Raw genomic sequence first — 13,983 nt, 5'->3', positions numbered from 1 at the left:
ATTGATGCAGACGACATTTACCGAAGAACAGCTAAAGGACCCGGCGACCCAGCGCGCGAATGAAATTCTGCGCAGCTGTGTTCATTGCGGGTTCTGTACTGCCACCTGCCCCACCTATCAGGTACTGGGCGACGAACTCGACAGCCCGCGCGGACGTATCTATCTGATCAAGGACATGCTTGAGAATGAGCGTGTGCCGGATGAAAAAACGGTACGACACATCGATCGTTGTCTGTCCTGCCTGGCTTGTATGACAACTTGTCCGTCCGGCGTGCATTACATGCATCTGGTTGATCACGCGCGGGACTATATCGAACAGAATTACAATCGCCCCTTCAGTGATCGTGCGCTGCGCTGGATACTGGCGCAAATTCTGCCCTACCCGACACGATTCCGCTGGGCGCTACTTGGGGCGAAACTGGGCCGCCCGTTTCGCTTTCTCATGCCGGATGCGCGGCTGCGGGCGATGTTAGATATGGCGCCCAAGCATATCCCTCCGGTCAGCCGAAATGACGACCCGCAAAGCTTTTTGTCCAAGGGACCGCGCAAGAAACGCGTAGCTTTGATGACGGGCTGTGCGCAAAAGGCGCTGAACACCGATATCAACGATTCAACCATTCGCCTGCTGACCCGGTTGGGGTGTGAGGTTGTGGTGGCCAAAGGGGCCGGGTGCTGTGGCGCGCTGACCCATCACATGGGCAAGACCGGCGACAGTCACAAAGCGGCCCAAGCCAATATCAAGGCCTGGACGGCCGAGATGGATGGCGATGGCTTGGACGCAATTGTCATCAACACCTCGGGCTGCGGCACGACGGTCAAAGATTACGGGCACATGTTCCGAAACGATCCGCTGGCCGAAGACGCCGCGCGGGTGGCGGATATCGCGATGGATGTCAGCGAATTGCTGATGCTTCTGGACCTTCCCGAAGGTACGAACCAGAACTTGACCGTTGCCTATCACGCGGCATGTTCTCTGCAGCATGGGCAACAGATCAAAACTCATCCCAAGACTTTGTTGAAAAAGGCTGGATTCACCGTATTAGAGCCTGCTGACAGCCATTTGTGCTGTGGCAGCGCTGGTACGTATAACCTGATGCAGCCGGAAATCTCGGGCCAGTTGAAGCAGCGCAAAGTGAAAACGCTTGAGGCCAAGAAGCCCGACATGATCGCGGCGGGCAATATTGGTTGCATGATGCAAATCGGCTCGGGCACAGATATTCCGGTTTTGCACACGGTTGAATTGTTGGACTGGGCCACCGGTGGCCCCAAACCACGGGCCTTGCAACCGGGTGATGGGGCACAGATTCCGATCCTCAGATAAGCCTGGTTGATGCAGCAGCGCATCAGTTTTCGGACGAAACCAAACCCGGCACGGCTGCCCTATTTTCGCCCAACCACGACCGTAGGAAGGTGATCCAACAGCAACGCCGGAGAACCGCTTGCAAAACTGGATCAGGGCTTTAGCGCTGGCATTGATGCCGATAGCGGCCGCGGCGCAGGATAGTGGGCTAAAAAGCCTGGATACCACCGATGCCGGGCGGGCGTGGATGGCTGTTGGCCGTCTGGATATAAACGGATCGGGGTTTTGCACGGGTACGCTGATCTCACCTACTTTGGTGCTGACCGCCGCGCATTGCCTGTACGACAAAACAACCGGTCAGCGGATCGATCTGTCCGGGGTCGAGTTTTTGGCCGCGTGGCGTCTGGGCCGCGCGTCCGCCTATCGTGCGGCGCGGCAGGCGGTGGTGCATCCGGACTATCGCTATGACAACGAAACTTCGACGGCACGGTTGCGCAATGACATTGCACTGATCGAGTTGTGGCAACCCATTCGCAACACCACTGTGATCCCGTTTGAAACCGGCGATCGCCCGCGTCGGGGGGAAGAGGTGGGCGTTGTCTCGTACGGGCAGGACAGGGCTGAAGCCCCGGCGCTGCAAGAGGTCTGCTCGGTCATGACCCGCCGGTCAGAAGTTCTGGTGATGTCTTGCGATGTCGAGTTCGGCTCTTCGGGCGCGCCGGTTTTTTCCTTTGAGGGTGACCGCCCGCGCATCGTGTCCGTGGTGGCTGCCAAGGCCGAGTTGAACGGCCAGCGCGTTGCCGTCGGTACCCCGGTCGAAGGGTCGCTGCGCCTGTTGCAAGCTGAACTGTCGGCTGGGCGCGGGTTTCTGGCTGCGACCCCTGAGGGTACATCCAAAAGAAACATTGGCGCGAGGTTCATCAAGCCATGATACGAATTCTGCTGGGCACATTTTTATGCTTGTCTGTCTTGTCGACTGCATCCCATGCGCAAACCGCAAAACGCAAGCTGACGGATCGTGACGACCTTTATGGCTGGGAGGCGGTGGGCCGTCTGGATATCGGCAATAAGGGCTTTTGCACCGGCACGCTGATTGCACGGGATCTGGTTCTGACGGCGGCTCATTGTGCGTTGGATAAGGCCACCGGCCGGCCCTATAAACCCGGAGAAGTGACGTTTCGTGCTGGATTGAGCAACGGTAACTCTCTAGCCGACCGCAAAGTCATCCAGATCGCCACCCATCCGGATTTTGTGGCCAATGCGCCGGTCTCGGCACCGCGAGTTCGCATCGATGTGGCGCTGATGCGTCTGGATGCCCCGGTCCCGCACGGCGTCGCCGATCCGTTTGCGTTGTACGAGGGGCGGATCAACGACAACGAGATCAGCGTTGCATCCTACGGGCAAGGCCGATCCGAGGCGATTACTCGCCAGCGTTCGTGCAGCATCCTTCAACGCGGTCGCGGGCTGATCAGCTTTGACTGTGACGTAACCTTTGGGTCTTCGGGGTCGGCCATTCTGGCAAAAAAGGGACCGCGCTGGCAGATTCTGTCGGTTGTATCCGCGGGTGGTTTTGATGGTCGGCGCAAGGTCGGGTATGGCATGGAACTGTCTGGGATCGTTTCTGATTTGAAAGCTGACCTGCGCCGAGATGCACCCCAGCCCAAGGCCAAGATACGCCGGTTGCAGGTGGGGTCGGACAAGTCCAGTTCCGGTGCCAAGTTCATCTCATCCGACGGGTCTTGAACTCGTTGAAAATGCTCCCCATGTGAATTGTACCGGGTCGCCGTGAACGGGGCCTGGCATGCTCAATCGCCCGTCCGAACGGAGGGCAAATCGTAGATCGCTCAGATATGAGGATATGACACATGCGTACTTTTGATTTTGCACCGCTGCACCGCGCAACCATTGGTTTCGACCAGATCGCAGACATGATGGACCGCGTTCTGACCAATGACGTGGCTCAGCCCAGCTATCCGCCTTACAACATCGAAAAAACCGATGCCGACACCTATCGCATCTCGGTCGCTGTCGCCGGTTTTTCGGAAAATGACTTGTCGGTCGAAGTGAAGGAAAACGCGCTGATCGTCGCCGGTAAGAAAGCCGCCGAAGACCAAGAGCGCAGCTACCTGCACCGTGGCATCGCCACCCGTGCATTCGAGCGCCGCTTTGCGCTGGCTGACCACGTGCGTGTTACCGGCGCGAACCACGAAAACGGCATGCTGAATATCGACCTGAAGCGCGAGGTGCCCGAGGCCCTTAAACCGCGCCGGATCGAGATCGCATCGGCCAATGCCATTGAAAAGGATGTGGTCGACGCAAAAGCCGTGAACTAAGGCGGTCAACCCACACGCCGCGGCGATCTCCTCCTCTCTGGGTCGTCGCACCATGCGCCCCGCGTTCCTCCAGACGCGGGGCGTTGTTTTTGGGTCGGGCTTTATCTGCCGATCGGATAGGGTCGTCCTATTGAAAAAGGCGCTTGCAGGGTTGCAAACGCCCGAAATCTTGATTCACCTTTACTTTATGACGCAGATATCCCTACTCCAAAAAGCGTGATTAAGCTGTGATTTGTCTTCTTCTGCGGCGGGTAACAATGCCCAAGCCTAAAAACGCGCTTCCCAACAGCAGAAGTGAAGGCGGCAGCGGAACAGCCGCGACCTGTATTCCGTCGATCGAGAAGCCGTCGTTCGAAAATGAACCTTCCCCCCCCTCTGATGCATAATTGGCAAGTGACACTTCTGCCGCTCTGGTTGGCCTGCCAAAATCGATGGTCACCAGCCGAACGTTGCCATCCCGCAATTTGCGGCCGGATCTGAGTTCATGGTTCACACCAACGGCACTGATGCGCAGAAATCCACCGGCATCGCTGGCGTCGGTAATGGCGAACATCAATTTGCTAAACGATTTCCCGTCGGCAAGTGCGACGTCCCAATTCAGCCCCCAGGTATCATTACTATCCAGGAACCAGGATCCTCTGTCAGGGGACGTGCTCTCGCGCCCAAAAACGTGTCCTTGCCGCAAGGCAAGCATACTGCCGGTGTTGCCTTCCAATCCGGATACCGTGCCACCTGTGCCGACACCGCCCAGTGTAGAGAATGACCCGACAGAGGTTGAGAAACCATTTGCCACTTCACCCTCACCATGAGTGCCGCCAAGTGCTTCAAAGCCCTCGAAGACAGAACCATTCATGGCCCGGTACGCTTCTTGGTTATATCCGACCACATTGATTGTTGTGGCATGTGCGCACACAGCAAATATCGACACAAAGCTTGCACCTATGAGTGCTCTAATCTTACTCATGAGAGAAACCCCACTAACAATCAATGAGATATATTAGCTTGGATGATTGTATTTGTAAAATACTGGGCTTGACAGTTTTGTATTGTCCGCTGCTCAAGCATGATGTGTTTGGACTAAAAAGTGAAAATTAGTTTTGAGATTGCCGATAACTCGCGTCCAGAACTGAAATTGTCGAACATATGAAAGCTGCGTTCACGGGCTGCAGCGGGTAAAATCCTGACGCTGTAGCGTTGCCGAATTCCCGGCTGACGTTGAGCAGTTTGGACCGAGCATCGATTCTTCTCAAATAAAGTCGCCGCGATGATCTCGATTGAGGCCCAAAGAGTAGAATAGGCCCCTGTAGCTGTGTTTCCGCCTAGCCGGAAGGGCGCAATTACGTTGGATGACGCGCGCCTTAAGTATGGCCACCGCCTGCTGACGGTGGCCCAAGCGGATCAGACCGACATGCAGATGTATTTCATCTCAAGATAGTCTTCCATGCCGTGATGGCTGCCTTCACGGCCAAGACCGGATTGTTTGACACCGCCAAACGGGCCCAGCTCGGTCGAGATGATGCCCGTGTTCACTCCCACGATGCCGTATTCCAGTGCCTCGGCCACTTTGTAGACGCGGCTCAGGTCCTTGGCATAGAAATAGGAAGCCAGACCAAATATCGTGTCGTTGGCCATGGCGATGACATCATCCTCGTCCTCGAACTTGAACAGAGGGGCCAGCGGGCCAAAGGTCTCCTCTTGCGCGACCTTCATGTCCTGCGTCACGCCGGTGACGATGGTGGGCTGAAAGAACGTACCGCCCAGATCATGCGGCAGGCCACCGGTCAGGATAACGCCGCCTTTTTCCGTGGCATCAGCAATATGTTCGCGCACCTTGGCCACGGCCTCATCACTGATCAGCGGGCCGGTGGTGATACCCTGGTTCAGGCCGTCGCCGACGTGCAGGGCCTCGGTTGCGGCTTTCAGCTTGGCTGCGAATTCGTCGTATACACCGGCCTGCACATAGATGCGGTTGGCGCAGACACAGGTCTGGCCGTTGTTGCGGAACTTGCACATCATCGCGCCTTCGACGGCCGCGTCCAGATCGGCGTCGTCGAATACAATGAAAGGTGCATTGCCTCCCAGCTCCATCGAACATTTCATGACCTGATCGGCGGCCTGACGCAGCAGGATGCGCCCCACCTCGGTCGAGCCTGTAAAGGTCAGCTTGCGCACGCCGGGGTTTTCGCAGAACTCTTTGCCGATCTCGCTGGCCTGAGACGAGGGTACGACGTTGAACACGCCGGCAGGTACGCCCGCCTGTTCCGCCAGCAGCGCCAGCACCAACGCTGACAACGGCGTTTCCGTCGCCGGACGGGCCACAAAGGCGCAACCTGCGGCCAGCGCTGGGGCCGCCTTGCGTGTGATCATCGCGTTAGGGAAATTCCACGGAGTGATCGAAGCCGCCACACCGATGGGCTGTTTCAGCACGGTGATCCGCTTGTCGCGCTGATGGCCGGGGATGGTCTCGCCATACACACGCTTGGCCTCTTCGCCGAAGAATTCGATGAACGAGGCACCATAGGCAATTTCACCCACGGCTTCAGCCAGCGGCTTGCCCTGTTCGGCGGTCAGGATCTTGCCCAGATCCTCGGCGTTTTCCATCATCAGGTCGAACCAGCGGCGCAGGATTGCAGCGCGTTCTTTGCCGGTCAGCTTGGCCCATTCTTTTTGCGCAGCCTCGGCCTGAGCGATGGCGCCTGCCACCTGCGCCCGGCTGACATCGGCAACCTCGGCCACCACATCCCCGCGGGCCGGGTTGGTCACCGCAAGGGTGCCATTGTCGCCATCCACCCACTGACCGCCAATATAGGCTTTGGTCACCAGCAGGTCAGGGTTTTTCAGAAGGGATTTCAGATCGGTTGTCGCGTCCAGCATGGGTCAGCCTCCGGCAGAAAATTGGTTCAACGCACCCAATCAGGTGGGGTCGGGAATGTCTATGTCCACTATCGCCAGCGGGTCAATCCAGATTTGATCAAATAACCTTCAGTTCAAGGCCGTGCATCACGCCTATCTTTTTCAGGCTGAGTTTGTCAAAGTCTGGAGGAATTTTGGACCCAAGGGGATGTAAACACCCGTAACATTCCCTATCTTATTGGGTAAATAAAGAAAAAAGGGATAGCAGAGATGTCGAACCATCAATTTGATGCCTTGATCGAAGAGACTCAGGCGAAAGTCCGTGAAAGCCAATCACAGATCGAAGGGCTGACATCGCGGATTGAGGCCGCCCGCGCCAAGATCGGCACCACCGAGGCGGATATCGACATCGAAAATGCAACGCTTGAGGATGTGCACGCCCATACCGAGGTGATGAACGCCAATATCGCCGAGCTGATCATGGGTCTGGACGATGTGACCAACGCGTTTTCCAAGGATTTCGACGAGATGCGATCGAAAACCGGGTGGGAATCGTTTGTCGGCATCTTCGCCAAAGCCAAATCCGAGTCGATGCGGCAGGAGCGCATGCGCACCGCCAATATCGACGACAAGCTGCAGGACCTGATCGCCAAATCCGACGTGATCGTCAAGCTGCTGGAAGGGCAGTTGTCGGTGTTGGAGGAGCAGCGGGTAAAGGTTGAGGACAACCTGACCGGCACGCTGGACGACCGTGAGGCGACCGTGGCCGAACTTGAAGCCTTGCGCGCCGAGATTCAGGGCATGGATCCGACGATCATCACGTTGGAGAACAAGATCAGCGTCGAACAGGACGCCGCCGCGCGCACCCAGCTGGAAACCGAACTGGCTGAGCTGAACAAGCAGTACAACGCCAAGGTTCAGGAAGAACAGGTCAAGCTGGCCAAGTCTCAGACGCTGGAGCGTTATATCGAAAAGGGCAAGACCTGGGTCGATTCATTGCAGAACCAGGCGGCGACGCAGATGGTGCTGATCAACAAGCTGCAAACAGACACCCAACAGCGTGTGGTTCTGTATGACGCCCTGACCAAATCGCTGAAAACGGCACAACAGCAGGACGTCGCCCACCGTATTAACGAGATCGGCGTGCAAACCGACCAGGAGGCGCAAACCGCCATGGCCGCCATCGGCACCGCGACCAACCAGAAGATGGCCGACATGCTGGAAGCGCATGAGGATCACATGGTTTTTGCCCGCGACGTTCTGGAGAAAAAGGCCAAGGCGGACGAACGCTTTGCCCGCCGCTTTGCCTCGATTGTCGAGAAGCATGATAAGAATTTGTATGGTGGGTGATGCTCAGAAACCCCGTAATAAAGTACGTCGGAGTTTTAGCAGCGTTAGTCTTGTCGCTTTACTTTGCGTATTTGGCGAAGGACCTTCCAGCATTCCAGCTTGAAGGATTTGCCAAGTACCTTTGGTACATTCCAGCAGCGATATGGACTATTGGTTTCGCGTATCTGTTTGTACAGACTTGGTTTGGTATGGTTTGGGTGTTTGTTTCCATTCTTAAACTCTTGGACGGAATGACAGCAAGTTGGCCCCGATCCATAAGGGATTTGTTTGGTATCCAAGACTTTGGATCTAGAAGAAAATGAACGACCCCACCCAAGACCATGTCGGCCTGACCGACACCTTCGCCTCGCGCCGCTATTTCCGCAAATTCGAGGTGATCACCGTCCACCTGTTGCGCGTGGCGGCGACGATGGAGGCGGAGGGCGCGATTTCAAAACAAGAGGTGCGGATCGTGTCGCGCTACCTCTCGGGGCTGCTCTATACCTTCCGCGCGCTCAGCATGAAGTACCTGCTGGTCGGGCGCGATACGGGGCGGTTCTTTGGCAGTCTCGCCATGGACAAACGCGACAGCGGGTTTCCGGTTGCCGCCGAGCTGCTGACCATGGCCAATGACGCGCAGCAGGCGCAGGTGCATCTGGAGAACATGCCATCCGAGGCTGACCTGAAAACCGACATGGTGCGTACCATCATCAGCGAACAGGAAATCCCCACCAAGCTGCAATTCGCACTGTCCCAAAGGCTCTATTACGAGGAATTGCTGAAAGGCCAGCTGTTCTGGGCCCGCAACGATCCCGAATGTCACTGGATCGGGAATGAGGGCGAGCGGCGTAAGTTCATGATCCACTGGGCGGTCTATGACAGCCAGATCAACCTGCCGGTCATCTATCTAATGCAGTTGGAGGACAGTGGCAAAACCGCCCTGCCGAAGGATCAGCGTCGCTGGCCCGAAGTTCAGGCGCATCTGATGGCACAGTCTTTGGGCGGGTTGAAGCTGGTGACCATCGCCAAGGGCTTCGATCAGGATTTTGATGACCTGCACCCCAAACACCTGCGCCGCATCCACGTGGGCCCGATGTATTCCTCGGCCTATACCGAGCAATCCGGGCCACTGCGGCAGGTTCTGGAAGACGCGCAGGCGCCCGAAGGTCAGGACTGGGCGCTGGCCTGGACCACTGAAGAATTGGAGAGCGAAGACGTGATCGAAGAACGCACCGGGTGGTTTTCCACCGTCGAACGCGAGGTGTTCGCTTTGGACCCGTTCGGCGGGCAGGGGGCCGAGACCGGCGCCACGAGCACGCAGCGATCCATCATCCTGCCCCAGCGCCCGTTCCAGGTGCTGGCCGAGCGCAACCCGCCGGGATTTGCCGACGTGCGCAAGTTCGTCGTTAGCAAGACCGGGCAGGTGTTGAGATATTGAGGATTTCGCCTTCGGCGAGAGTATTTTTGAAAAGATGAAGCAAGGGCGGTTTTGAGATGAGTTTGACGTCAGATCAGATGGAATTGCGCGAAGACGACATTCGCAAGCATTATCCCGCAGCGACCGCTTTGCTGAACGGGTTCGAACACGCACCTCGGATTGCCAAACCTGTTGAAGCCACCATTGAACGCTCTCCGGGTGTCTCGACCGGACGGCGGTTCCGGTCCACAACTCCGGGGTTGGTGACACGTCGCACTGCGCGCGCGGATGGGGTGCATCTGGTTGAACGGATCGAAGCTTCGGATGATGGCGATACGCTTATCTCGCCGCCGCAGGCCACAACGCAGCAGGCAATCCGCCGTGCGGTTGCCATTGCTCTGGCGGTGGCTGAAGCCTATGCCGAACAGACACCGCTGGCAGACCTGAAACGCGCGAACCTTGCGGGCGATCTACCCGCCGCGCGCAAGACCGAGTTTTCGGAATTGCTGACGGCTGAGGCGCTGATCACCTCGCATACTTTCGGCAATGCCTTGGCCTATCTGATGTCCTCGCATCTTGGCGAAACCACTGCAGATATTGGTGAGATCGAAGAGGTCTTGACCGACAACGGTCAACTCGCCCTGCATGGCGCATTGTGGGAACTGGACCAGATGCTGGCCAAACATGCCCCTGACGATGCCTATCTGATCGCGGCCACCAGCGCCTATGCTGAACAGCTAATGGAAAAAGCCGCCCTGCGCGCGCAATCTGCTGGTCATCTGGCCCCGTTCCACAACGCCGCCTGGCATATCGAGGCCGATGATCTGACGATCCGAGGGTTTGAACCCGCCTCGAAGGCCAAATCCACCACCCTGACCATGACGTTCAAGAAACCGAACGAGGTGGTTGGCAACCACATCGCCAAGTATCAGGCGATGAAGCTGGCCAAGATGGTGATGGCCTATGACTTCGACCGCCGCCTGAACCCGTTTGCCGAACTGGGTGGTTTCATCTTCACCTTCATGGGGGATGGCAAACCGGGCACCGGCAAGACCACTCTGATCCAGATGATGGCCGGGCTGATCAATGACTACTGCCAGAACGCGGGCTATCCGTTCCGCTATCAGAACCTGAGCACCGACAATATCGACAGCTATCAGGGGAAATCCGGCCAGAACGCCAAGGCCTTCATCAACACGATCATCGACCCCTCGGTCATCGGGTTTGGCACCATCGACGATATCGACCAGCTGGCGGGCAAGCGCGGCGACCGGCAATCGTCAGCTGGGCAACTGGAAATTACCGCCGTATTGATGGAGAGCTTTGCCGGCGCCAACACCGTTGTACGCGGTAACTGCACTTTCGGCATGTTCTCGAACTACCCCGAGAATGTGGACGACGCCCTGCGCCAGCGGGCGGGTGCGCGGTTTCTGGTGGACGGGCCGCAGACGCGCGAGGATTACATCGACATCCTGCACCTGCTGATGGGCCGCAATCATGACATCCCGCTGGGCGAGCACGAAGCCTATGCCGCGCAGGAGATCAAAAAGGCCGTCGCCGCCAGTTTCGAAAGCCACTCTCGCCCGCATGAGGCCGCCTTGCTGCAGGTCTATGACCGGGTGTCCAGCGATATCGGCCAGATGGACACGATCGCCAAGCTGGGCACCTACCTCAAGGCGATCCAGCAGGCGGATGAGCGTTTCACCGGTCGCGCGATCAAGAACATCACCGATGCGGTCAAGGTCCGCGCGATGGATTTCGAACTGCCCGACGAATGGATGGAAAACCCCGACCTGTTCCTGTTCCGCGACTACGACACCAAGAAGGCGATGATTGAGGACCTACGCCAGCCGATCACGGTCGAGATGGTAGTCCAGGAAATCAACCGCTATGCCGACAGCGAGTTCCGTTATGCCGATAAGAGCGATGAGGTCGCCATCGAGAACGCGGTGCGTGAGATGAGCAGGATGGAAGAGGCCAAACGACGGTACTTGGAGGGGAACTGAAATGGATGATCTTCTGCCGCTTGTTGCGTATTATTTTTTAACCGTCGCGATTTCAGCGGTTGTGGGTTGGCACGCCGGAAAACTTCGTTTGAAGAGAGACGAACACACCGGAATTGGAGCGGTGCTCGTAAGTTTGGTACTTGTATTCGTTGTGGTACCCATTGGGCCGGTCATTCTTTCATCGATACTTTCGGAAGGGTTCGGTAGCGTTCCGACCGTTCTGAGTTTGTGGGGCTGGCTCCTTCTTCTTTCTACCGGCTCTGAAGGAGGAGCTGAGTTCCTACTGCTGATCGTAGTTTCGAGCGTTGCGGTCTGCCTATTGAACCACGCTTTAGGGCGTCGCGCGGCCGTTGAAGACGTTGTTTCGCCGCGAGAACTGCAAAGTCGAATAAGTGCTCAGAATAGCCGCATTAAAGAAACGCGCATGCGCCATATTTCGAAGGAGAGGCTGAAATGATCCGCCTCATCGAAAAAGGCCTGATGTTCGGCAACCTCGTCCACATCTCCAGCCCGGCTCTGGTCGAGCGGTATAACCGCGCGCTGCAGCATCTGGCGGGCAGGACCACGGCGCTGACGGATTTCCATGTCGATATCTCGGGCTATTCGCCGGAGGTGGGGATCGAGCTGGAGGATGAGCTCTACCTCAACCCCAACGGCGTCAACCGGCAGTTCATCCTGCTGACGACCGAGCAGAAACGCAGCCCCCTGCTGAACGTCAAATTCTCGACCTCGCGCGATATTCTGCGCGAATTCATCGAGATGAACGAGGCGCAGCTGTTTGCCCTGACCGCCACAGATGCGGTGGCCGGAGAGCTGGTGAACTCGGTCATCAAACTCAGCACGCCGCGTGACCTACTGAACATCAAAAAGATCGAGATCGAGGCCGACACTGCAGGCGGCACCCTGCGCAAAGCACAGCAACTGGCGGGCATGGTCGAGCGCTTCAAAACCGAAGAAGACGCCTGGTTCGACGATGTGCTGATCGCGAAGATGATCGAGACGGCCAAGGAAACCGGTGACGTCACCCGCAACCCCGTTCGCCTGCGCCACACCGCGTTTGAGCAACGCAACTTCTGGACGGCGCATTTCGGCGGGCTCTATCTGTTTCCTGATCTGGACCACCCGGCGGCGATCTGTATGGGCAAAAAGCCCGAGGATCTGAAGATCAAATACACGTTCGAGCCGTCGCAGCGAAATCAGATCGCCAAGTTTCTTGACTTTAACGACTTGGTCGAACCAATCGTCAAAGCGCGGGGCGTGGATGCCACCGCGATCCTGCAGCAAAAGATGGATTTCCTGACCGTCGACGCGGCGGCGGATGCGGGCGTTGACCTGACGGGGCTGGATCGTGGCGACATGCGGCGGCTGGCCCGTAATCACGCAGACCGCCTGCCCGAGGCTTATCACGGTTTGGGCCAATTACTGCGCTGGGCGAAGGATGGTGGTCCGTGGCCGCGCATCACCTCGGACCATCCGGCCTATTTCTACACGTTGCGGGCCACCGATACGCCGAACCGTGATCTGGTGAACATGCTGCTGGCTGAGCTGGCCCCGCTGGACCCGCGCCAAATGTTCATCTGCCACAAGGAACTGTTTTACAACACCTATGCCGGTTGGCCCGAGACCAAGAAAGCCTATGTTGCCGACTTTCTTGCGCGCGAGTATCAGGTGGACAAGGCGGGCGCCCGCGCTGCGCTGTTCGGGCATGAACCGGACATGAGCGGCAGTGACCGGATTAGCGATGACATCATCGCACGCGTTGGTCCCTGGGGCGCAGTTGGGAGGAATTGAATGCTTGTCGCAATCCGTTTTCTAATTCCACTGCTGATCGTTCTGACCGTGATCTATGTCGGGCTGTCGATCTACTCCCGCCTCGTCCGTCGGCGTAAGTTGATCGCGCATTGGGAAAAAAAAGGGCTGCACGGTGATCGAGAGGCTTTTCTCGAGCGGGGAATGCGGCAATATGACAAATCGTTCCGCAAGAAACTGCTGCTGGGTGTCTATGTCATCCCGCTTGGGGCCATTGCCCTGCTAATCTATATTACTAATTTCAAATGAGGGCCGGATAGATGGTCTATGTCAAATGGGTATTCATCATCGTGTTCTGGGGGCTTGTTGCCTCGGTGCTGGAATACACCTTGCCACAGCAAGATGTGGTGCGGATCGTAAAAACCGAGGTGCGGCGCGTCGATTTTGGTGAGAACTCGATCTTCTGGGCACAGCAAGATACCGGCCAAGAGGGCGCGCAGACTGTCAACCGAGATGTGCGATTTGTGGAAACATTCCGCCCGAACGGAAAACCGCGCGTTTATCGCAATGAGGATACCGGCTGGGGCTGGCCGCCCTATTTCAAACTCGACAGTTCGAACCTACAGGCGGAACTGACCAATCTCGTGTCGACTGCGGATAACCCGCAATGGGTGGTTTTGCGCCATTATGGTTGGCGCAATCAGCTTATGTCGATCTTTCCCAATGTGGTCTCGGTGCGCCCGGTGGACAGCCCTGATGTGCGGCTGATCCCATGGTTCAACATCATCTTTCTGACGGTTTTCTTTGCCATCGTCTGGGCTATTTGGGTGCGCTGGCGTCGGTTCCGACAACGCCGTATCGACCCGATGCTTGAGAATATGGAAGATGGGATTTATGCCGCCGGTGATGCGATCGAAGAAAAGCGCAACGGGTTCCGCCGCTGGCTTGATAGCTGGAAATCCAAGTGATGGCGGGCATCTGAATCCGCCACCTGCT

At 57.2% G+C, this 13,983-nt stretch carries 13 protein-coding genes; 11 read left to right on the top strand and 2 right to left on the bottom strand.

Features of this window, described 5'->3' with window-relative positions; all coding sequences use genetic code 11:
* The first annotated feature begins 4 nt into the window (after positions 1–4).
* The 4 genes from glcF (at position 5) to ACR0B8_RS15345 (ending at position 3,633) form a co-directional block, all read left to right on the top strand.
* Positions 5–1,321 carry a glycolate oxidase subunit GlcF gene (glcF, locus tag ACR0B8_RS15360; RefSeq protein WP_226689696.1) on the top strand — a complete coding sequence of 439 codons (1,317 nt, stop codon included), beginning with the start codon at positions 5–7 and terminating at the stop codon, positions 1,319–1,321.
* A gap of 118 nt (positions 1,322–1,439) precedes the next feature.
* Entirely contained in the window at positions 1,440–2,231 is a 792-nt protein-coding gene (locus tag ACR0B8_RS15355; RefSeq protein WP_226689697.1) for a trypsin-like serine peptidase, read from the top strand.
* Complete coding sequence (locus ACR0B8_RS15350; RefSeq protein WP_170361863.1) at positions 2,228–3,043, top strand: trypsin-like serine peptidase; 816 nt, start codon at positions 2,228–2,230, stop codon at positions 3,041–3,043. The genes ACR0B8_RS15355 and ACR0B8_RS15350 overlap by 4 nt, the downstream gene beginning before the upstream one ends.
* Positions 3,044–3,165: 122 nt before the next feature.
* Positions 3,166–3,633 carry an Hsp20 family protein gene (locus tag ACR0B8_RS15345; RefSeq protein ID WP_170351869.1) on the top strand — a complete coding sequence of 156 codons (468 nt, stop codon included), beginning with the start codon at positions 3,166–3,168 and terminating at the stop codon, positions 3,631–3,633.
* Between the two features lie 220 nt (positions 3,634–3,853).
* On the opposite strand, the gene ACR0B8_RS15340 is transcribed toward ACR0B8_RS15345, so the two are convergent.
* Both ACR0B8_RS15340 and ACR0B8_RS15335 read right to left on the bottom strand, forming a co-directional pair.
* A complete protein-coding gene (locus tag ACR0B8_RS15340) occupies positions 3,854–4,597 on the bottom strand; it encodes a hypothetical protein (protein ID WP_170361864.1) in 744 nt (247 codons plus the stop codon).
* A gap of 434 nt (positions 4,598–5,031) precedes the next feature.
* A complete protein-coding gene (locus tag ACR0B8_RS15335; RefSeq protein ID WP_170361865.1) occupies positions 5,032–6,507 on the bottom strand; it encodes an NAD-dependent succinate-semialdehyde dehydrogenase in 1,476 nt (491 codons plus the stop codon).
* A gap of 249 nt (positions 6,508–6,756) precedes the next feature.
* Between ACR0B8_RS15335 and ACR0B8_RS15330 the strand changes: the two genes are divergently transcribed.
* The 7 genes from ACR0B8_RS15330 (at position 6,757) to ACR0B8_RS15300 (ending at position 13,955) form a co-directional block, all read left to right on the top strand.
* The gene (locus ACR0B8_RS15330; protein ID WP_170351872.1) at positions 6,757–7,836 is read left to right on the top strand and encodes a coiled-coil domain-containing protein; all 1,080 of its coding nucleotides are present in this window, start codon (positions 6,757–6,759) and stop codon (positions 7,834–7,836) included.
* A 298-nt stretch (positions 7,837–8,134) separates the two neighbouring features.
* Positions 8,135–9,253, top strand: coding sequence for a hypothetical protein (locus ACR0B8_RS15325; RefSeq protein ID WP_480658873.1), 1,119 nt, complete (start codon positions 8,135–8,137; stop codon positions 9,251–9,253).
* 56 nt (positions 9,254–9,309) lie between these two features.
* Positions 9,310–11,238, top strand: a complete 1,929-nt coding sequence (locus ACR0B8_RS15320) for an AAA family ATPase (RefSeq protein ID WP_226689700.1) — start codon at positions 9,310–9,312, stop codon at positions 11,236–11,238.
* Between the two features lies 1 nt (position 11,239).
* Positions 11,240–11,695: a hypothetical protein gene (locus ACR0B8_RS15315; RefSeq protein WP_170361869.1), complete on the top strand. Its 456-nt coding sequence runs from the start codon at positions 11,240–11,242 to the stop codon at positions 11,693–11,695.
* Complete coding sequence (locus tag ACR0B8_RS15310; RefSeq protein ID WP_226689701.1) at positions 11,692–13,029, top strand: DUF6638 family protein; 1,338 nt, start codon at positions 11,692–11,694, stop codon at positions 13,027–13,029. The genes ACR0B8_RS15315 and ACR0B8_RS15310 overlap by 4 nt, the downstream gene beginning before the upstream one ends.
* Complete coding sequence (locus ACR0B8_RS15305) at positions 13,030–13,296, top strand: hypothetical protein (protein WP_170361871.1); 267 nt, start codon at positions 13,030–13,032, stop codon at positions 13,294–13,296.
* A gap of 11 nt (positions 13,297–13,307) precedes the next feature.
* On the top strand, positions 13,308–13,955 hold the full coding sequence (locus tag ACR0B8_RS15300) for a DUF1523 family protein (RefSeq protein ID WP_170351877.1): 648 nt from the start codon (positions 13,308–13,310) through the stop codon (positions 13,953–13,955).
* Positions 13,956–13,983: the final 28 nt, after the last annotated feature.

The sequence above is a fragment of the Ruegeria sp. BH6 genome (genome assembly GCF_056538105.1).
This window is presented reverse-complemented; position numbering and strand designations above follow the sequence as displayed.

Coding starts and splice junctions, on each gene's coding strand:
- glcF (WP_226689696.1), top strand. CDS start 5: ATGCAGACGACATTTACCGAAGAACAGCTAAAGGACCCGGCGACCCAG.
- ACR0B8_RS15350 (WP_170361863.1), top strand. CDS start 2,228: ATGATACGAATTCTGCTGGGCACATTTTTATGCTTGTCTGTCTTGTCG.
- ACR0B8_RS15345 (WP_170351869.1), top strand. CDS start 3,166: ATGCGTACTTTTGATTTTGCACCGCTGCACCGCGCAACCATTGGTTTC.
- ACR0B8_RS15340 (WP_170361864.1), bottom strand. CDS start 4,597: ATGAGTAAGATTAGAGCACTCATAGGTGCAAGCTTTGTGTCGATATTT.
- ACR0B8_RS15335 (WP_170361865.1), bottom strand. CDS start 6,507: ATGCTGGACGCGACAACCGATCTGAAATCCCTTCTGAAAAACCCTGAC.
- ACR0B8_RS15330 (WP_170351872.1), top strand. CDS start 6,757: ATGTCGAACCATCAATTTGATGCCTTGATCGAAGAGACTCAGGCGAAA.
- ACR0B8_RS15325 (WP_480658873.1), top strand. CDS start 8,135: ATGAACGACCCCACCCAAGACCATGTCGGCCTGACCGACACCTTCGCC.
- ACR0B8_RS15320 (WP_226689700.1), top strand. CDS start 9,310: ATGAGTTTGACGTCAGATCAGATGGAATTGCGCGAAGACGACATTCGC.
- ACR0B8_RS15315 (WP_170361869.1), top strand. CDS start 11,240: ATGGATGATCTTCTGCCGCTTGTTGCGTATTATTTTTTAACCGTCGCG.
- ACR0B8_RS15310 (WP_226689701.1), top strand. CDS start 11,692: ATGATCCGCCTCATCGAAAAAGGCCTGATGTTCGGCAACCTCGTCCAC.
- ACR0B8_RS15305 (WP_170361871.1), top strand. CDS start 13,030: ATGCTTGTCGCAATCCGTTTTCTAATTCCACTGCTGATCGTTCTGACC.
- ACR0B8_RS15300 (WP_170351877.1), top strand. CDS start 13,308: ATGGTCTATGTCAAATGGGTATTCATCATCGTGTTCTGGGGGCTTGTT.